Annotated in this window: 16 protein-coding genes and 1 tRNA gene; 5 read left to right on the plus strand and 12 right to left on the minus strand. The window is 65.7% G+C overall.

Translation table 11 applies throughout. The features are described from left to right. Window positions 1–13: 13 nt before the first annotated feature. Entirely contained in the window at window positions 14–475 is a 462-nt protein-coding gene (locus ACZ5BM_RS10080) for a cupin domain-containing protein (RefSeq protein WP_498907772.1), read from the plus strand. 16 nt (window positions 476–491) lie between these two features. On the opposite strand, the gene ACZ5BM_RS10085 is transcribed toward ACZ5BM_RS10080, so the two are convergent. The 3 genes from ACZ5BM_RS10085 to ACZ5BM_RS10095 all read right to left on the minus strand — a co-directional run bounded on the left by ACZ5BM_RS10085 (window position 492) and on the right by ACZ5BM_RS10095 (window position 4,234). Then, window positions 492–1,826 carry a UDP-glucose dehydrogenase family protein gene (locus ACZ5BM_RS10085; RefSeq protein ID WP_498907773.1) on the minus strand — a complete coding sequence of 445 codons (1,335 nt, stop codon included), beginning with the start codon at window positions 1,824–1,826 and terminating at the stop codon, window positions 492–494. Window positions 1,827–2,031: 205 nt separating this feature from the next. After that, a complete protein-coding gene (locus tag ACZ5BM_RS10090) occupies window positions 2,032–3,309 on the minus strand; it encodes a PLP-dependent aminotransferase family protein (protein ID WP_498907774.1) in 1,278 nt (425 codons plus the stop codon). Beyond that, a complete protein-coding gene (locus tag ACZ5BM_RS10095) occupies window positions 3,302–4,234 on the minus strand; it encodes an SMP-30/gluconolactonase/LRE family protein (RefSeq protein ID WP_498907775.1) in 933 nt (310 codons plus the stop codon). The genes ACZ5BM_RS10090 and ACZ5BM_RS10095 overlap by 8 nt, the downstream gene beginning before the upstream one ends. Before the next feature lie 255 nt (window positions 4,235–4,489). Between ACZ5BM_RS10095 and ACZ5BM_RS10100 the strand changes: the two genes are divergently transcribed. After that, window positions 4,490–4,822, plus strand: coding sequence for a DUF779 domain-containing protein (locus ACZ5BM_RS10100; protein WP_498907777.1), 333 nt, complete (start codon window positions 4,490–4,492; stop codon window positions 4,820–4,822). Continuing rightward, complete coding sequence (locus ACZ5BM_RS10105; RefSeq protein WP_498907778.1) at window positions 4,819–5,031, plus strand: hypothetical protein; 213 nt, start codon at window positions 4,819–4,821, stop codon at window positions 5,029–5,031. Before ACZ5BM_RS10100 ends, ACZ5BM_RS10105 begins: the two co-directional genes overlap by 4 nt. A 2-nt stretch (window positions 5,032–5,033) precedes the next feature. Here the strand turns inward: ACZ5BM_RS10105 and ACZ5BM_RS10110 are convergent, their stop codons facing one another. After that, a complete protein-coding gene (locus tag ACZ5BM_RS10110) occupies window positions 5,034–5,927 on the minus strand; it encodes an alpha/beta hydrolase (RefSeq protein ID WP_498907779.1) in 894 nt (297 codons plus the stop codon). 264 nt (window positions 5,928–6,191) lie between these two features. Between ACZ5BM_RS10110 and ACZ5BM_RS10115 the strand changes: the two genes are divergently transcribed. Next, window positions 6,192–7,574 (plus strand): serine hydrolase domain-containing protein, encoded by a 1,383-nt coding sequence (locus ACZ5BM_RS10115; RefSeq protein WP_498907780.1) that lies wholly within the window; start codon window positions 6,192–6,194, stop codon window positions 7,572–7,574. Here ACZ5BM_RS10115 and ACZ5BM_RS10120 read toward each other — a convergent pair. The 8 genes from ACZ5BM_RS10120 to ACZ5BM_RS10155 all read right to left on the minus strand — a co-directional run bounded on the left by ACZ5BM_RS10120 (window position 7,561) and on the right by ACZ5BM_RS10155 (window position 18,024). Next, the gene (locus ACZ5BM_RS10120) at window positions 7,561–8,052 is read right to left on the minus strand and encodes a MaoC family dehydratase (protein ID WP_498907782.1); all 492 of its coding nucleotides are present in this window, start codon (window positions 8,050–8,052) and stop codon (window positions 7,561–7,563) included. The genes ACZ5BM_RS10115 and ACZ5BM_RS10120 overlap by 14 nt on opposite strands. Window positions 8,053–8,123: 71 nt before the next feature. Then, window positions 8,124–9,302 carry a beta-ketothiolase BktB gene (bktB, locus tag ACZ5BM_RS10125; protein WP_498907783.1) on the minus strand — a complete coding sequence of 393 codons (1,179 nt, stop codon included), beginning with the start codon at window positions 9,300–9,302 and terminating at the stop codon, window positions 8,124–8,126. A gap of 16 nt (window positions 9,303–9,318) precedes the next feature. Further along, the gene (locus ACZ5BM_RS10130) at window positions 9,319–10,251 is read right to left on the minus strand and encodes an electron transfer flavoprotein subunit alpha/FixB family protein (protein WP_498907785.1); all 933 of its coding nucleotides are present in this window, start codon (window positions 10,249–10,251) and stop codon (window positions 9,319–9,321) included. A gap of 29 nt (window positions 10,252–10,280) precedes the next feature. Then, on the minus strand, window positions 10,281–11,033 hold the full coding sequence (locus ACZ5BM_RS10135) for an electron transfer flavoprotein subunit beta/FixA family protein (RefSeq protein ID WP_498907787.1): 753 nt from the start codon (window positions 11,031–11,033) through the stop codon (window positions 10,281–10,283). A 4-nt stretch (window positions 11,034–11,037) separates the two neighbouring features. Next, window positions 11,038–12,666: an electron transfer flavoprotein-ubiquinone oxidoreductase gene (locus ACZ5BM_RS10140; RefSeq protein ID WP_498907789.1), complete on the minus strand. Its 1,629-nt coding sequence runs from the start codon at window positions 12,664–12,666 to the stop codon at window positions 11,038–11,040. Between the two features lie 118 nt (window positions 12,667–12,784). Continuing rightward, window positions 12,785–13,657: a pyruvate, water dikinase regulatory protein gene (locus ACZ5BM_RS10145; protein WP_498907790.1), complete on the minus strand. Its 873-nt coding sequence runs from the start codon at window positions 13,655–13,657 to the stop codon at window positions 12,785–12,787. Next, entirely contained in the window at window positions 13,654–16,323 is a 2,670-nt protein-coding gene (ppdK, locus tag ACZ5BM_RS10150) for a pyruvate, phosphate dikinase (RefSeq protein WP_498907791.1), read from the minus strand. Before ppdK ends, ACZ5BM_RS10145 begins: the two co-directional genes overlap by 4 nt. 504 nt (window positions 16,324–16,827) lie before the next feature. Next, window positions 16,828–18,024, minus strand: a complete 1,197-nt coding sequence (locus ACZ5BM_RS10155) for a hypothetical protein (RefSeq protein WP_498907792.1) — start codon at window positions 18,022–18,024, stop codon at window positions 16,828–16,830. Window positions 18,025–18,411: 387 nt separating this feature from the next. Between ACZ5BM_RS10155 and ACZ5BM_RS10160 the strand changes: the two genes are divergently transcribed. After that, window positions 18,412–18,486, plus strand: a tRNA-Thr gene (locus ACZ5BM_RS10160). The last annotated feature ends 828 nt before the right edge of the window (window positions 18,487–19,314 follow it).

Consider the following 19,314-nt stretch of genomic DNA (forward strand, 5'->3'; position numbering starts at 1 on the left):
GAAGTCCGACTGCATGCGACAGATCTTGTTCGGCGGCTTCGTCGCCCTTTCACCGCTCGTGCTGGCAGGTCTCGCTCAGGCGCAATCTTCCGGCGAACCCAAAGTCGCCAGCGGCCACAGGGACGTGCTGCTTCAGGCCACGCAGAGCTGGAACGGCAAGCCCTACACGCACTATCCTTCTGGCCAGCCGCAGCTCACGGTGCTGCGCCTCGAGATCGCCCCGCATACGGCACTGCCCTGGCACACCCACCCATTCCCGAATGCGGGCTACGTCCTTGCCGGTGCGCTCACCATCACCGACCGCCACAGCGGCAAGAGCGAAACCTTCAAGCAGGGTCAGGCTTTCGCGGAATCGGTCGATGACGAGCACCGCGGTATGGCCGGCGATCAGCCGACCGTGCTGATCCTCACCTATGCCGGCGTTGCAGGCACACCGACATCGTTCCCGGCCAAAGGCGAGAAGGCCGAATACTGAACGTCCACGACAGTGGTTACGGCCGTTCCGACGGCCGGCCGATGCTGTGATAGAAGAACCCCGCCTCGCGCATCGCGCGCGGCTCCCAGATGTTCCTCAGATCGACCACGAGCCGCCCGCGCATCAGGGCGCTCAGCCGGGCCGGCGGCAGCGCCCGGAACTCGTTCCACTCGGTCAGCACCACCACCAGATCGGCCCCGGTCACGGCGTCGAGCGCATCGCTGCACCATGTCATGCCGTCCGGCATCAAGGGCCGCGCCAGTTCCATCCCCACCGGGTCGAACACGCGCAGCACGGCGCCGTTCTCGGCCAGACGATGGACGATCGGGATCGACGGCGCGTCGCGCATGTCGTCCGTGTTCGGCTTGAAGGTCAGGCCCAGAACGGCCACCACCTTGCCCCGCACGCCGTCGGCGGCGCGCATGATCCGCTCCGCCATCGACGCCTTGCGTTCGTCGTTCACCTGCACGGTCGCTTCCACCAGACGGGACGGTGCGCCGGCATCCTGGGCGAGACGCATCAGGGCCAGCGTGTCCTTGGGGAAGCATGAACCGCCATAGCCCGGCCCTGCATGCAGGAACTTGCGCCCGATCCGCCCATCGAGGCCGATGCCGCGCGCCACCTCGTGCACGTTGCCGCCGGTGCGTTCGCACAGATCGGCCATTTCGTTGATGAAGGAGATCTTCATCGCCAGGAACGAGTTGGCGGCGTACTTGATCAGTTCGGAGGATTCGAGGCTGGTGAACAGGATGGGCGCCTCGATCAGGTAGAGCGGCCGATAAAGGCGGCGCATCACCTCGCGCGCGCGCTCGACGCCGGACGGTTTCTGCGCATCGAGCCCGATCACCACCCGGTCGGGGCGCATGAAATCGCCGATCGCCGAGCCTTCGCGCAGGAATTCGGGATTGGACGCCACGTCGAAATCGAGATCGGGACGTGCCTTGCGCACCAGCTCGGCGATCTGCCGCCCGGTGCCCACGGGCACGGTCGATTTGGTGACGATCACCGTGTAGCCGGTCAGTGCGGCCGCCACCTGCTCGCACGCGGCGAAGACGTAGCTGAGATCGGCATGGCCGTCGCCGTTGCGCGGCGGGGTGCCGACGGCGATGAACACCGCATCCGCGCCTGCCACCGCATGGGCGATGTCGTCGCCGAACGAAAGCCGCCCGGCCTGCATGTTGCTTTCCACCAGCGGCTGCAGGCCCGGCTCGTAGATCGGGATGCGGCCTTCGCGCAGCATCTGCAGGCGGCCCGGATGGGTTTCCACCACGCGGACCTCGATGCCGAACTCGGCGAAGCAGGCGGCAGAGACCAGCCCGACATACCCGCCGCCGACCATTGCGATGTGCATCCACACTCTCCGGCTCGTTCCCGTCCGGCTCCTAGCACGGGAGGCGGGTCAGACAGAAACGGGGGCGGACAGGGTGTTCTTTCTTGGAAGAAAGAACCAAAGAACTTCTGTCCGTTTGAGCGCGGAGTGGACCGCTTGCTCCGGACCAAACGAACAGAAGTCTTTTTGCTTCTTTTTCCTCAGAAAAAGAAGCTTCTCGCTTCCGTCACCCCTCCGGCAGGACCGACAGCGCCTGCTCCAGATCGGCGATCAGATCGCCCGCATTCTCCAGCCCGATGCTGAGCCGGATCAGCGCTTCCGACACGCCGATCGCGTCGCGCACCGCCTGTGGCACGCCGGAATGGGTGGTGGAAGCGGGATGGCAGGCCAGCGATTCCGTGCCGCCCAGGCTCACGGCCAGGCGGAACAGCTTCAGCCGGTTCATTACCCGGAACGCTTCCTCACGCCCGCCCCGGATCTCGATCGAGAAGGTCGAGCCCGGCCCGGTGCACTGCGCATCGTAGATTCGCTGCGCTGTCGCGTTGCCGCGTCCGGTTCCCAGCGCATGCACGGCGGTCACAGCCGGATGCCGGTCCAGCGCGGCTACCACGGCCTCGGCGTTGGCGGCGGCCGCACGCACGCGCACACCCAGCGTTTCCAGCGATCGGCCGGTCATCCAGCAGGAATGGGCATCAAGCTGGGTGCCGATGGCGCTGCGCAACAGCCGGATCGGTTGCAGCAGGCCCTTGGAGCCGATCACCGCGCCGCCGATCAGATCGCTATGGCCGCCAATATATTTGGTGAGCGAGGCCACCACGAGATCCGCGCCGTGGCGCAGCGGCTGCTGGAACACCGGGCTCAGCATGGTGTTGTCGCAGATCACCAGCGGGCGAAGGCCGGTTTCCGTGCCGATCCGTTCCGCCACTGCACGAACGGCGGCGATATCCACCAGCGTGTTCAACGGGTTGGACGGGGTTTCGATCAGGATCAGGCTGAGCCGGCCCTTGGTCGCTGCTTCGCGCGCGGCCGCCTCGATCGCGCCGGCATCGCCGCCATCCGCGAAGCCATGCGCCTGGATGCCCAGATTGCCGAGCGTTCGGGCGAGCAGCGTTTCGGTGCCGCCATAAAGCGGCTGGCTGTGCAGCACCACGTCGCCGGGACGCGCCGTAGCCAGGATGGCGGTGGTGATCGCCGCCATGCCCGACGAGAAGGCGAGGGCGGTCTCGCCCGCCTCGAAGATCGCCAGGCGATCCTCGACGATCTCGGCGTTGGGATGGTTGAAGCGCGAATAGACCAGCCCGGCTCGTCCGCCCGGCGCCGGCTTGCGCCCGGCCACCACGTCGAAGAAATCGCGTCCTTCCTCGGCCGAGCCGAACACGAAGGTGGAGGTGAGAAACACGGGCGGCTTCACGGCGCCTTCGGACAGCGCAGGATCGTAGCCGTAGCCCAGCATCAGCGTTTCCGGTGACAGAACCCTGTCGCCGATCGTTCTCTCGTCACCCATGGGTGGCTCCTTCCGCAAACCGCGGCGCCTCGGCACCGCGGACGTTCAGGAAGATGGCATACACCTCCGTGGTCGCGCACACGAACAAACGGCTGCGATGGCGTCCGCCGAACACCAGATTCGACACCGTGTTCGGAAAGCGGATGCGACCGAGCAGGGTGCCGTCCGGTGCCACGCAATGTACGCCGTCTCCGGCGCTGGTCCACACATTGCCGTGCTCGTCGCAGCGGAATCCGTCCGCATGGCCGATCGCAGGCGCATAGAAGCGACGGCCTTCGCCCAGGCGTACGCCGTCCCCCGACAGGGGAAACGCCCTGATCTCGCGTTCGATGTCGCGCTCGCCGACGCGGCCGGTCTCGGCGATGTAGAGCGTGCGCTCGTCCGGCGAGAAACACAGCCCGTTCGGACAGGAAAACGCATCGCTCGCCACGCTCAGCGCGCCATCCGGGCCCAGCCGGTAGACACGGCAGGGCATCTCCTCCTCGGCGCGGCCTTCGCCCTCGTAATCCATCGCGATGCCGTAATGCGGATCGGTAAACCAGATCGAGCCGTCGGATTTCACCACCACGTCGTTGGGCGAATTGAAGCGCCGCCCCTCGAACCGGTCGGCCAGCACGGTGATGCGTCCGTCCGGCTCCGTCCGCACCACGGCGCGCGGGCCATGCAGGCAGGAGACCAGCCGCCCTTGTCGATCGCGCGTATGCCCGTTGGCGTAGCCGCTCGGCTGGCGGAACACCGACACGCCAGCGCCTTCGATCCAGCGCAGGATGCGATTGTTGGGAATGTCGCTGAACAGGAGGCAGTTCGCATCGCCGAACCAGACCGGTCCCTCGGTCCAGCGGCACCCCTCCGCGATCCGCTCCGGCTTGGCATGGAACATCACATAGGACTCGAATCGCGGATCGAGGCTCTCGAACGCGCTCATCGCCGGGCCTTCGCCGCAAACAGGACAGAGAGCGTTCGCTTCGACATGACGATCCATTGGTCCGAGGAATGATGCAGGATCGCGCCACGCGTCGGGGCGGACAAGTCCGGGCCGATCACGAAACCTGCATCGTTCTGGCTTGTCGGCGAATTCCGGCGCTAGGATGGGCAAAGGAAAAACCGGCATGGCGCGACGGCGCGAACCGGTCCGGCGACAAACGATCGCCCGCCCACCGTCCGCACGGGAGAAACGCCATTGCAGCAGGTTTCCGCCACCCCCGCCGCCCTGGCGCTGCTCGACGAGATCGTCGGCCGGCACGGGCCCGTGCTGTTCCATCAATCCGGCGGCTGCTGCGACGGCTCCTCGCCGATGTGCTATCCGGAGGGCGATTTCATCGTCGGCGATACGGATGTGAAGCTCGGCGAGATCGCCGGCATGCCGGTCTATATCGGCGCGGACCAGTTCGATCGTTGGCGCCATACCGAACTCATTCTCGACGTGGTGCCCGGACGCGGCGGCATGTTTTCGCTCGACAACGGAACCGAGCAGCGATTCCTGACCCGGTCCCGTCTGCTCGCGGCGCGATGAAACGCGTTCTGCTGCTGGCGATACTGCTGTGCGGATGCGCGGTACCGTCGCCGGGAGCAGGCCATGTCCGCGCCGCGGCGGACGAGCTCGATCCGTCCGGGCGCGCCTATGACGGCCCGGCGGTGATCGCCGGCAACCCTCCCGGCGACAACGGCGCGCCGCGCCTGTCCTGCCATCCGGAGGGCATCGGAACGCGCTGCGCCCGCTGAACTCAGGCGGTTTCGCACAGGAAGGACATGCAATCGGCGAAACTCGGCGCCAGGAAGCGCAAGGCCGGTGACAGCGCGCCGATGATCTCCAGATGGTCGATGCCGGGATAGATCCGCTCCTGCACAGCTCCGCCGTTTTCCCGGATGCGTGCGGCAAGGCGCAGCGTGTTGCCGGGCTTCACCGTATCGTCTTTGCTTCCGGCCAGAAGAAGCATCGGTGGATTGCGCCCGTCCGCGAAGTGGATCGGCTGCGTGTCCGGTGGTGCGATCCCGTGCGCGTCGGCGTCGAACACTTTGCGCAAGACCGGATCGGCGATCGGCAGGAAATCGTAAGGCCCCGCCAGGCCGATCGCGCCGCGCAGGTCGCGCTTCGGCTGCAAGCCCACGGCGCCGAGCCAGTCCGGCGCCAGCGCCAGCATCGCGACGTTATAGGCCCCGGCGGAATGGCCGATCAGCCATGGCGGTTGTCCGTCGCCGTTCAAACGCGCCGTGTTGTTGCGCGTCCAGGCCACTGCCAGGGCGCAGTCGCTGAGGAAGTCCGGAAACCGCACGCACGGGTAGAGCCGGTAATCCGGGATCACCACCGTCCAGCCGCGCGCGGCAAAGGCGCTCCCGACGAAGCGGTACATCGCCCGGTCGCCGGTCTGCCAGCTGCCGCCATACAGGAACACGATCACCGGCGACGGCGCGACGCCGACGGGGCGGTAAATGTCGAGCCTGTGTCGCGGGTCCGGCCCGTAGGGCACATCGGTCTCCGCCAGACGGTTCGCGGACAGCGCGTTCAGCACCCCGGCCGGTGAACAGCCACCCAGCGCCAACAGCGACGCGCCCAGCGCTCGACGTCCCAGCCGCATCGTCGTCGATCCGGTCCCGGTATCCGCGATCGGCACGGTCATGGGCTGTCCATTCTGCTGGGTCAGGAAGACGCGGTGTGGAGCGTGGTTACATGACGCTGAGGACGTGTTCTTTCTTGGAAGAAAGAACCAAAGAACTTCTGTCCGTTTGGGGTTGTGCCAAGCCGGCACTGATAACCCAACGGACAAAAGTCTTTTTGCTTCTTTTTCTTCAGAAAAAGAAGCCTCGTCCTGGTCTCGTTCCTTCAGGATTCACAACCCTCTATACCCGTATGCCCATTGAAGGCGGAACGGAGTTCGAGCGGCATGGCACGATGGAAACCGAAGGGCACGGCATTGCTGCTGGCGGCGCTGCTGGGTGCGGAACCGGCGATGGCCGCCGAGTTGCCGGCGGCTGAGCGCGACGCGATCGACGGTTCCATGCGCGCCTGGCTCGCCCGCACCGGGGCGCCCTCCGTGTCCATCGCCGTGGTGAAGGGCGGCGCTTTGGCCTATGCCCATGCCTACGGACAGGCACGGCTTTCGCCCGACCGGCCTGCCGACACCAGCACGCGCTACGCCGTGGACAGCGTCTCCAAGGCCTTCACCGCCACCGCGATCCTGCTTCTGCAGCAGCAGAACAAGCTGCATCTGGACGATCCGGTGTCGCGCTACATTCCCGGCCTGTCCGGCGGCGACACTGTGACGATCCGCCAGCTGCTCGGCCACACCGCCGGGCTGCGCGACTACTGGCCGCAGGATTTCGTGCCGCCGGAGATGAGCCACCCGATCACCACGGCGGCGCTGCTGAAGGAATGGGCCACCAAACCGCTCGATTTTCCGCCGGGCACGGACTGGCAATATTCCAACACCGGCTACGTGGTCGCCGGCGCGATCGTGGAAAAGGTCTCGGGCGAGCCGTTACTGTCCTTTCTGCGTCGCGAGGTGTTCACCCCGCTCGGCATGACCCGTGTCACCGAGGACGACACCGCGCCACTGCCCGCTGCCGATGCCGGCGCCTACACGCGCTACGGTCTGGGGCCGGTCCGGCCCGCACCCAAGGAAGGCGCCGGCTGGCTGTTCGCCGCCAGCGAACTGGCGATGGACCCGTCCACCCTGGCGAAATGGGACATCAGCCTGCTCGATCGTTCCCTGCTCCAGCCCGCCTCCTACGACGCGCTGTTCACACCGCAGACGCTCAAGAACGGCAAGAGCACCCATTACGGCCTCGGCGAAGACGTCGACGACGAGAACGGCAGGCTGGAGATCAGCCATGACGGTGCCGGCTCCGGCTTCCTGGCCGCCAATTCGCTCTGGCCGAAGGACCGGATCGCCATCGTCGCGCTCACCAACAACGACTGGGTCAGCCCGCAGGATGCGCTGAATCGCATCGCCTTCGTGGTTCTGCCGCCCACGCCGGCGGAAGCGCGCGCCCGCGCCATCTTCGACGGGTTCCGCCGCGGCGCGGTGGATCGGTCGCTCTTCACCGCCGATGCCAATGCCTACCTGACTCCCGCCGTGCTGGCCGATCAGAAGCGCGGCCTGTCGGCTCTGGGGGCGGTGCGGGAGTTCCGGCTGAAAAAGGAAAGCCTGCGCGGCGGCATGCGCACACGCATCTGGATGGTGGATACCGACACAAGGCGGGTCGAGGTGGTGGAGCGCGCCTATCCCAACGGCGGCATCGAGCAGTTCATGGTCATGCTGCCGTAGCGGCGTCTTGCGGGCGGCGGGTGAAGAGATTCACCGCCCGCATGCTCATCACGGGCTCGTCCGCGCCGTTGCGCACCTCCACCAGCCCGAGGACGATGCCGAGATCGGGCTTGGAGGCGGAGGGCCGGGCCTCCGTCACCGTCACACGGACGCGCAGCATGTCGCCCGGCCGCACCGGCCGGTGCCAGCGCAGCTCGTCCACCCCCGGCGAGGGGCGGGCGGCGACGGTGGACAGGTAGTTCTGCACGATCAGGCGCATGGCGAGCCCGGCCGTGTGCCAGCCCGACGCGATCAGCCCGCCGAACGGCGCGGCCTGCGCGCTGCCGCCATCCAGATGCATCGCCTGCGGATCGAAGCGCGTGGCGAACGACACCAGCTCGGCCTCGTCCACGGCGATCTCGCCCAATTCGTGCACGGCGCCGGGTTTGTAGTCCTCGAACCAGCGATCGTTCTGGGGGGTGGCGAAGAAATCCGACATGGTCGCGCTCCGGCAGGCCGGCGGAGGATGGAACCGTTCGGGCCGCCGGCCGCCCCGCACGGTCCGTGGCGTCAGATCCGCTCGAAGATCGCGGCGATGCCCTGGCCGCCGCCGATGCACATCGTCACCAGCCCGTAGCGCCCGCTCGTGCGCTTCAACTCGTAGGCCAGCTTGATCGTGTTGATCGCCCCGGTGGCGCCGATCGGATGGCCGATGGAGATGCCCGAACCGTTCGGGTTCACACGCGCCGGATCGAGCTCCAGCAGCTTGCCGACCGCGCAGGCCTGCGCGGCGAACGCCTCGTTGCTTTCGATCACCGACAGATCGGCCACCGACAACCCGGCACGCGAAAGGGCCAGACGCGAGGCTGGCACCGGGCCGATGCCCATGAAATCGGGATCGACCCCGGCATTGCCCCAGCTCACCAGCCGCGCCATCGGTGACAGACCATGCGCGCGCACAGCCTCCTCGCTGGCCAGGATCACCGCCGCCGCGCCGTCGTTCAGACCGGACGCGTTGCCGGCGGTCACCGTGCCGTCCTTCTGGAACGCCGTGCGCAGCGCGTCGAAATCCTCGCGCCTGGCGTCGTGCCGCACATGCTCGTCTTCGGCGAAGACGGCCGTCTTGCGACCCTTCTTCACCTCCACGGGCAGGATCTGTTCGGCGAACCGCCCTTCGCGGATCGCCGCGGACGCGCGGCGATGGCTTTCGAACGCCGCATCGTCCTGTTCCGCGCGCGTTATCTCATAGCGCGCCGCCACGTTCTCGGCGGTGATGCCCATATGGACGGTCTTGAACGGGTCCGTCAGCGCGCCGAGCACCATGTCCCGCATCGTGCTATCGCCCAGACGGGCGCCGAAGCGCATGGCAGGTGCGATGAACGGCATCCGGCTCATGGATTCCGCACCGCCCGCGAGCGCGATCTCGGCATCGCCCAACAGGATCGACTGCGCCGCCGTCAGGATCGCCTGCAAGCCGGAGCCGCAGAGACGGTTCACCGCCATGGCCGGCGTTTCCACCGGAATCCCGGCGCGCACGGCGGCGATGCGGGCCAGATACGGGTCGCTCGGCTCGGTATGCACCACCTGACCGAACACCGCCGTGCCCACCGCCTCGGCCGGCGCACCGGAGCGGCGCAGGGCTTCGGTTGCGACCAGAGCCGCGAGGTCTACCGGAGGCGTGTCCTTCAGCGCGCCGCCGAAATCGCCCACGGCGGTGCGGGCCCCCGAGACGAGATAGACGGTGCGCATGGCGTCGCTCCTGTTTTTACCCTTTGAGTGCTTTGTTGAGTTCTGGGATTGCGCAGAAGAGGTCAGCGACGAGTCCGTAATCGGCGACCTGGAAGATGGGAGCGTCCTCGTCCTTGTTGATGGCGACGATGGTCTTGCTGTCCTTCATGCCGGCGAGATGCTGGATGGCGCCGGAGATGCCGACGGCGACGTAGAGGTCGGGGGCGACGATCTTGCCGGTCTGGCCGACCTGGTAGTCGTTGGGCACGAACCCCGCATCCACCGCCGCGCGCGATGCGCCGATGGCGCCGCCGAGCTTGTCTGCGATCGGCTCCAGCAGCTTGAAGTTCTCGCCGTTCTGCATGCCGCGCCCGCCGGACACCACCACGCGGGCCGACCCCAGCTCCGGACGCTCGGAGCTGGACAGCTCCGCCGACACGAACCGCGACAGGGCAGGCAGCTCCGGCACGCTCACGGCCTCGATCGCGGCCGTGCCGCCCTCGGGGGCGGCGGCATCGAAGCTCGCCGTGCGCACGGTCAGCACCTTCTTGGTGTCGGTCGAGCGCACGGTCGCCAGCGCGCTGCCGGCATAGATCGGCCGCACGAAGGTCTCGGCATCCACCACGGCGGAGATGTCGGAGATCGGCTGCACGTCCAGCAGGGCGGCCAGACGCGGCATCGCGTTCTTGCCCACGGCACCCGATCCGGCCAGCAGATGGTCGTAGGGGCCGGCCAGCGATTGCAGCAGCGCCGCCAGCGGCTCCGGCAGCAGCGCGTCCAGCGACGGATGATCGGCCTTCAGCACCCGGGACACACCGGCGATGCGCCCGGCCGCCTCGGCCACGGCGTCGATGCCGGAGCCCGCCACCAGCACATGCACCTCGCCCAGCTTCGCCGCCGCCGCCACGGCCGCGCGCGCACCTTGCGAAATCTGGCCGCCGGCATGATCGATGAGAACAAGAGCGGTCATCGTTAAATCACCTTTTCCTGGGCGGTCATCTAGGCGATGACCTTCGCTTCATCACGCAGCTTCTCCACCAGCTCGGCGACGCTGCCGACCTTGATGCCGCCCTTGCGCACCGGCGGCTCGGCCACGCTCACGACGTGCAGGCGCGGCGCCGGGTCCACGCCCAGATCGGCCGCACTCAACGTCTCCAGCGGCTTCTTGCGGGCCTTCATGATGTTGGGCAGCGACGCATAGCGCGGCTCGTTCAGGCGCAGATCCACCGTGACGATCGCCGGCAGGTTGAGCGACACGGTCTCCAGCCCCGCATCCACCTCGCGCGTCACCAGCAGGGCATCGCCGTCCTTCTCGACCTTGGAGGCGAACGTGCCCTGCGGCCAGCCGAGCAGGCCGGCCAGCATCTGGCCGGTGGCGTTCATGTCGTCGTCGATCGCCTGCTTGCCCATCACCACCAGGCCCGGCTGCTCGCGCTCCACCAGGACGCGCAGCATCTTCGCCACCGCCAAAGGCTCGGGCGAGACGTCGCACTGCACCAGGATCGCCCGGTCGGCGCCCATCGCCAGCGCCGTGCGCAGCGTCTCCTGCGCCTGCGCCACGCCGATCGACACCGCCACGATCTCCGTCGCCACACCCCGCTCCCGGAGACGGACGGCTTCCTCCACCGCGATCTCGTCGAACGGGTTCATCGACATCTTCACGCCGGCAAGCTCGACACCCGTGCCGTCCGCCTTCACACGCGGCTTCACATTGTAGTCAATCACACGCTTCACAGGCACCAGTAACTTCATGGCTTTACATCCCGCCCGGATAGTTCGGCCCGCCGCCGCCTTCGGGCGCGGACCAGTCGATGTTCTGCGTGGGGTCCTTGATGTCGCAGGTTTTGCAGTGGACGCAGTTCTGCGCGTTGATCTGCAAACGCGGCGTGGTGTCCACGTCCACCGCTTCGTAGACCCCGGCCGGGCAGTAGCGGCTTTCCGGCGAGCGGAACGAATCCCAGTTCACCGGCAGCCAGCGCTCCGGATGGCGCAGCTTGAGATGGACCGGCTGGTCCTCCTCGTGGTTGGTGTTGCTCAGGAACACCGAACTCAGCTTGTCGAAGGTCAGCTTGCCGTCCGGTTTCGGGTAGGCGATCGGCTTGGACGCCGCCGCCTTGTCCAGAACCTCGTTGTCCGCATGCGGGTGGCGCAGCGTCCAGGGCGCACGGCCGCGCAAGAGAACGGTGTCGATCGCGGAATAGGCGAACCCGCCGATCTGGCCCCATTTGGCGAAGGCCGGACGCACGTTGCGCACGTCGCGCAGCTCGCCCCAGAGCCAGCTTTGCCGCACCTTCCTGGTGAACGAGGCCGGCTCGGCAGGACGGTTGCCGGCGAGCGCTTCCGCCACCGCTTCTGCTGCCAGCATGCCGCTCTTCATCGCCGCATGCGTGCCCTTGATCTTCGGCACGTTCAGGAAGCCGGCCGCATCGCCCACCAGAGCCCCGCCGGGGAAGGTCAGGCGCGGCACGGATTGCAGACCGCCTTCCGACAGCGCCCGTGCACCGTAGGACAGGCGCTTGCCGCCCCGGAAATGCTCTCGCATCGCCTTGTGCGTCTTGAGGCGCTGCATCTCCTCGAACGGCGACAGCCAGGTGTTGGCGTAGTCGAGCCCGACCACGAAGCCGTAAGACACCAGATTCTCGCCGAAATGATACAGCCAGGAGCCGCCATAGGTCTTGCGGTCCAGCGGCCAGCCCATGGTGTGCTGCACCAGCCCGGGGCGGTGGTGCTCCTTGGGAATCTCCCACAGCTCCTTGATGCCGAGGCCGTAGGTCTGCGGATCGACGCCATCGCGCAGGTTGAAGCGGGCCATCAACTGTTTGGACAGGGAGCCCCGGCAGCCTTCGGCAAACAGCGTATAGGGCGCGCGCAGCTCCATGCCGGGCGCATGGTTCGCGGTGGGCTCGCCGTCACGGCCGATGCCCATGTCGCCTGTGGCGATGCCGACGATGCGGCCGTCTTCTTCCAGCAACTCGGCGGCGGAAAAGCCGGGGTAGATCTCCACGCCGAGCTCTTCGGCCTGCCCGGCGAGCCAGCGGCACACATTGCCGAGGCTGACGATGAAGTTGCCGTGGTTGGCCATTTGCGGCGGTGTCGGCAGCTTGAAGGAGCACTTTTCCGTCAGATAGAGCATGGAATCGTCGGTCGCCGGCGTGTCCAGCGGCGCGCCCTTGTCGCGCCAGTCCGGAATCAACTCGTCGAGGGCACGCGGTTCGATCACCGCGCCGGACAGGATATGCGCCCCGACCTCGGACCCTTTTTCGACCAGGCAGACGGACAGGTCGGGGGATAATTGCTTGAGCCGGATCGCGGCGGCCAGGCCGGCCGGACCGCCACCCACCACCACAACGTCGAACTCCATCGCCTCGCGGGTGGACTCGCTCATCTTCTCTGCTCGCTCCTCTGCCGGGACGCCGGCGCTCAAACGATCGTTCGAGCCCTATGTGACCGCCTATGCCAGCGGGATCAACGCCCCAGGGTTCCAGCAGCCGCATGGGCAGGGATCAGAAGGCGGGGCTCGGCTGCAATTCCGGATGACGCGCCGTCCAGTGCGATGCCAATTCGATCACTGCCGCCGCGGTCTCCTCAATCGAGCGACGGCTGACATCTACCACAGGCCAGCCATGGCTCAGACACAGACGGCGCGCCCAGAGCACCTCGGCCCTGACCACCTCCGGGTCGACATAGGTGTTGTCGCGCTCGTCCAGAACGGTGCGCTCGGTGCGCGGCGCGATCAGGCGCAGACGGTTGCGCCGGATCTCGATCAGCGTGGGCGGATCGATGGTGAGCCCGATCACCGGACGCTTTACCTGCAACAGATCGTCCGGCGGCGGGATGCCGGGAATCAGCGGTACGTTGGCCGCCTTAACCCCGCGATTGGCGAGATAGAACGCGGTAGGGGTCTTCGACGCGCGCGACACCCCCACCAGCACCACATCCGCATCGGCCAGCCCCGCCGTGGCTTGCCCGTCATCATGCGCCAGGACGTAATGCATGGCCTCGATGCGGCGGTAATACTCCTCGTCGAGAACGTACTGGTTGCCGGGGCGACCTACGGCCGTTTCGCCCAGATTGTCCTGCAACATGGACAGGACCGGATCGAGCACGTTCAGGATCTGCACGTTCAGATGCGCACAACCCGCATCGAGCTCGCCGCGCAGCTTGCGATCCATCATGGAGGCAAGCACCGGACCGGGATCGTCGGCGATCCCTTCCAGCACCCGACGCAGATGGATGCGCGAGCGGATCAGATTCCAGCGGTGATAGACCACGGTGGCGTGTTCGAACTGCGCCACCGTGGCCCGTGCGATCGAGTTCAGCGTTTCCCCGGTGGCGTCCGACACCAGGTGCAGGCTGACACGGTGCTCAGACGTCACGCCGGCTGCTTCTGCCTGTTCTGCAGAGCCGCCTGCGCCGCCGCCAGACGCGCGATCGGCACGCGGAACGGCGAGCAGGACACGTAATCCAGCCCGACCTGTTCGCAGAACTCGATCGAGGACGGGTCGCCGCCATGCTCGCCGCAGATGCCGAGCTTGATGCCCGGACGCGCCGCCCGGCCCTTCTCGGCCGCGATCCGCACCAGCGCGCCGACGCCGTCGCGATCGATCGTTACGAACGGATCGCGCGGCAGCAGCCCCTTCTCGATGTAGTGCGGCAGGAACGAGCCGGCATCGTCGCGCGACAGGCCGAAAGTGGTCTGGGTCAGATCGTTGGTGCCGAACGAGAAGAAATCGGCATGCGCCCCGATCCGGTCTGCGGTCAGAGCCGCGCGCGGCAGCTCGATCATGGTGCCCACCGTGTAGTCCACGGCGACGCCGCCTTTGTCGACGATCTCGCGGGCCACCGCTTCCACATCCGCTCGGGTCACGCGCAGCTCGTGCTCGCTGCCGACCAGGGGGATCATGATCTCCGGCGTCACCGGACGGCCGGTTTCGGCACCGACCAGAACGGCGGCTTCGAAGATAGCACGCGCCTGCATGGCGTAGATTTCCGGGAAGGTGATGCCCAGGCGGCAGCCGCGATGGCCCAGCATCGGGTTGCTTTCAGACAGGGCGGCGTGGCGCTGCTTCACCGCTTCCAGCGTTTCGCCCATCTCCCGTGCCAGCTCTTCCAGCTCCGCTTCGGTATGCGGCAGGAACTCGTGCAGTGGCGGATCGAGCAGACGGATGGTGACCGGCCGGTCGCCCATGATCCGGAACAGGGCGGCGAAATCCTCGCGCTGGAACGGCAGAAGCGTATCGAGCGCGCGACGCCGCGCGGTTTCGTTCTCGGCCATGATCATCTGACGCACCGCGCCGATCCGCTCCGGCGCGAAGAACATGTGCTCCGTACGGCACAGACCGATGCCCTCCGCGCCGAACTTCGACGCCATCGCGGCGTCCTCCGGCGTTTCCGCATTGGCGCGCACCTTCAGGCGGCGCACGGAATCGGCCCAGCCCATCAGGGTGGAGAAATCGCCGGACAAAGTCGGCTGGATGGTGGCGACCTTGCCGGCGAACACCTCGCCGGTGGAGCCGTCCAGCGTGATCCAGTCGCCCGCCTTCAGCGTACGATTGCCGGCCGAGAGGGTCTGCGCGGCATAATCCACGCGAATGCCGCCGCAGCCGGCGACGCAGGCGCGTCCCATGCCGCGCGCGACCACGGCCGCATGAGAGGTCATGCCGCCGCGTGTGGTGAGCACGCCTCGTGCCGCATGCATGCCGTGCACGTCTTCCGGGCTGGTCTCGATACGAACAAGGATGGTGTCCTCGCCGCGCGCGGCACGCGCCTCCACCTCGTCGGCGGAGAACACGATCACGCCGCCCGCGGCGCCGGGCGAAGCGGGCAGGCCGCGCGCCAGAACCACGCGCTCCGCCTTCGGGTCGAGGGTCGGATGCAGGAGCTGGTCGAGCGAGGAGGGCTGGATGCGCTGGATCGCTTCCTCATGGCTGATCCGCCCTTCCTGCGCCATCTCAATGGCAATGCGCAGAGACGCCGCTGCGGTGCGTTTCCCCGAGCGGGTCTGCAGCATGTACAGCTTGTTCTGCTGCACGGTGAACTCGATATCCTGCATGTCGCGATAGTGCCGTTCCAGCGTGTCGCGCACGGCCAGCAACTCGCGATAGGCTTCGGGTAGGACGCGCTCCATGGACAGCTCGCCATCCTTGGCACGCGCCTCTGACATGGGTTGCGGCGTGCGGATGCCGGCCACGACGTCTTCACCTTGCGCGTTCACCAGATATTCGCCGTAGAACACGTTCTCGCCGGTGGATGGATCGCGCGTGAAACACACGCCGGTGGCGCAATCCTCACCCATATTGCCGAACACCATGGCCTGCACGTTCACGGCGGTGCCCCAATCGGCCGGGATGTCGTGCAGGCGACGATAGGTGTTGGCGCGTGGGTTCATCCAGGAGCCGAACACGGCGCCGATCGCCCCCCAGAGTTGGTCCTCGGGCGATTGCGGGAAGGGTTTGCCGGTCTCGCGCGCCACCAGATCCTTGTAGCCTTCCACGACGTGCGACCAGCTTTCCGGCGACAAGGCGGTATCTTCCAGCACGCCCATCTCGTTCTTGACGTCCTCAATGATCTCTTCGAACCGATGGTGCGAAACGCCGAGAACCACAGAGCCATACATCTGGATGAAGCGGCGATAGCTGTCCCAGGCGAAACGCGGGTCGCCCGAGGAGCGCTCGAGCCCCAGAACCGTCTCGTCGTTCAGGCCGAGATTAAGCACCGTATCCATCATGCCGGGCATGGAAACACGGGCACCGGAGCGCACGGACACCAGCAGGGGCTTTTCGCTGTCACCGAAGCGAAGCCCGACGGCGTCTTCGATCAATCTCAGCGCGGTGTCGACCTGCGGCTTCAGATCGGTCGGGTAGCTGCGGTCGTTGCGGTAGAACTCGGTGCAGAGTTCGGTGGTGATGGTGAAGCCAGGCGGAACGGGAAGGCCGATACCGGCCATCTCGGCCAGATTCGCACCCTTACCGCCGAGGAGGTTGCGCATGTCGGCGCGTCCCTCGTTCCGGCCGGCGCCGAAATTGTACACCCACTGGGTCATCCGCCTGCACTCCCCCGGCAGCGTCCCGATCGAGTCCGGCTGTCGAACCGGAATCGGAACGAGCTGTCTTGTTGCGAAGCGCCGTTCCGGCAGGGGCCCGGCGCAATGGATTTCAACGCTAGAGGAGTAATACAGCGCTGCGAAGCGCCAGGGGAGGGGTTTTGACTTGTGCAGCGCAGCAATAATGCACGACACTTACGTGTGCAGTGCAGCAATGTTTTTGAAGAATAGTTGCTCTGCGATTCGATTGTAAAGCTAAGTCTGCATTCTGTCCGACAATATGTCTGAGAATTGCTGCGTCTGTCACGACATCCTATTGAGGGTTCGAGCCGGGCCGCGACGCTGACCGCCTGGCCTGCGCTAACCGGTGTGCTGGGGACGTCTTCCTTACTGTAACGGCCTATGGCCGTCTCCCCTTGCAAGCGGAGACAGGGATATGCGGTAAAATCGGCCATACGACATGTCACCTGGTTCGGGATGACCGTGCCGTTAGTCCTGTTCACGTCACATCGGGTTCAGGTGGAATGGTACCGGGCCGGTCGAGGGATGCCCCAGGGCGTCGATGATGGTCGCCATGCCCTTGGCATTGGTCATGGCCGCGTAAACAGTCGGTTCGATCAGGCTCAACTCGCCGATGGCGGACTGGAAGTCCTGGGCATGCGTCATCGACGTGATTTCTTTCGCCAGATTGGGAAAGTCATGTCCGAAACGCTCGATCGCCGCTGGCGCGCTGGGCGCGGAATAAATCTTCGGCAGATAAGAGAGCAGGTTTCTGGCATCGGCAGCCATGGACGACATGAACTGTTTGAGGCTGATTGTCTGCAACCCGTATGCGGAAGCAGGAACGAACGCCTTTGCTGAGTCGCTTTCGTAGGTGTTCAGGTTGTGATGTTCGCTCATGAGCGTGAAGAACTGGTTTTCCAGTGACGCAATCTGCGACTGGCTGAGCTGGCTGCTTCCTGTAAGAGCCGCGCCGATGGACTGGCCGGAGATCTGCGCCGCGAATTTTGCGAGTTCCAAACTATCCGCCGATGTACCCAGGGACACCATGGTGCCGTAATGATCCATGCGGACGTTCGCAGCCGAGGCGCTCCCCTTCTCTGCAGCATCCGTCGCATAATTTGCGAACGGATCACCCTTCTCGACATAGGACACAAAGTTGGCGGGCGGCCTGGAAGGTGCATGATAACCGGGTATGCCCGAGCTTGCGAAGGCCGTACCGCCGAGACCCGTCCGCGAGGCGACATAAGATGCCAGCGTGCCGCCGAGAGAATGGCCGGTGACGAACACATGGGTCCGATTGATGCCCTGGTTCTTCGCCGCCGTTTCGACCTGCCTGCCGAAGGCGAGCGCGTCGGAGAAGCCTTTGAGCTTCGAGGGGTCCGTTCCACTCAGGATTGCGACGTCGAGCTGGTTTTGTACGCCTGTGATCGTCCCCTGGTAGGCGACGATGACGTTGCCCTTTCCATCGACGAACGCCGATGCGGTCATGCCGCTGGCAAGGATCTCCGTCATGGCGGTCCCGTGTCCGTCCAGGAATGGTTTCAGCCCGAGAGACGCAGCCTGCGACGGATCATAGGCCGCCTGTGCAGCATGTTGGAACACCGATAGCGTCGGCGCTGGACCAAAATCCCGTTTGAGTATCGAAACGAGACTCGAAGCCGTGATCTGATTCTGATCGAGCACATCAACGTTCAGCATCGGTGTCATCCCTTCATGCGGATGACCGAATTCTAAGGAACGAAGATAAACGGATCGTTTACGTCATCAGACCAATTCGCATCGACGAACCTTTCGCGCCATCGCTCGATCCTGGATAACTTTTTTGGAGAGATCTCCCGGAAGGGTGACGGCTTTTCAACGGCAGGCCCACACAGTCTACTTTCTTCCCCTTTCCATACCGGTAGGGAAAGCTGGCGCGATGAGGCGTCCTGGCGGCAAAACCGCACGGGCTCGGTTGGCGCGACTGTAAGAATAGGGCATGATGCATCACCTCCGGTTCCTGCCGGCAGGGGCCTCACCTGAAAGCCGGTAAACGCGCCGGATTTCGGCAGGTGAGAACAGGCGGCGGCGATTGCGGTCGTTCGGGCCGGGTTAGCACAGCGGTAGTGCAGCGGTTTTGTAAACCGAAGGTCGGGGGTTCGATCCCCTCACCCGGCACCATCTAGCCCACTGTTTTTGCTGGAAATTAATGCCTCAGAGCCTGATCCGTAAAGTAGCCTGGTTGGCTGTTCTCGAGATCTTCCGGACCAGCCCTCGGATAGGGGCGACTGTTATGCACACGTGGGATGAAGGGGTGGTCGCTCCAAAATCTTAGCCTGACGGCAAGCGGCCAAACCAGGCGAAGGTGCGTTCCACGGCTCACCTCGGCAGGATCAGGAAACCGTCTGCATGATCGGAATGCCTGACGGTCCATGGTCCAGCGGACTGACCCGGCCGCAGCATCCCGCAGCTTCTCACCGTTACGGCCGTCATTTGCGACCAGACAACGCAGCAGAGGCAAGGAACTGCTTGATGGCGGACGCAATTATGAGGTGCCGTCCCGGTCTGGATATTCACGGGCAGACCAGGGTGCCGACACGTGTCGCCATATCGGAGACGTCGGGACGCTTGCGTCACTTGGTCTTTTTCCGCATCGAAGTCGCGCCGCTCACCGTTTTCAGCGATGTTGACCGGCTGACTGTCGAGAATGCCCGTCAACAGGCTGGCCTTGCGGCTGTCCTGCTCACGCAGCACTACGACCAGAAGATGGTTGCCGGACTGCCTGCGTCCGTCACGAGCTTAATCGGAGATCTAGGCTTGTACCATGGTAAAGGCGGGACATCTCGGGGGCGACCGGGCCGCCTCTCCCTCGGGAGTCGTAGGTTCGATCAGCGGCCATTCAGGCATCGCGCAGGTCGTTCGCATCATCCAGATCGTTGCGCCGATACTGCGTGTGGGGGATTTTAGTTCAGGCCGGTGTGACTCATGAAATTGTCCCAAACCCGCGAA

The sequence above is a fragment of the Lichenicola sp. GTC18331 genome (assembly GCF_055386855.1).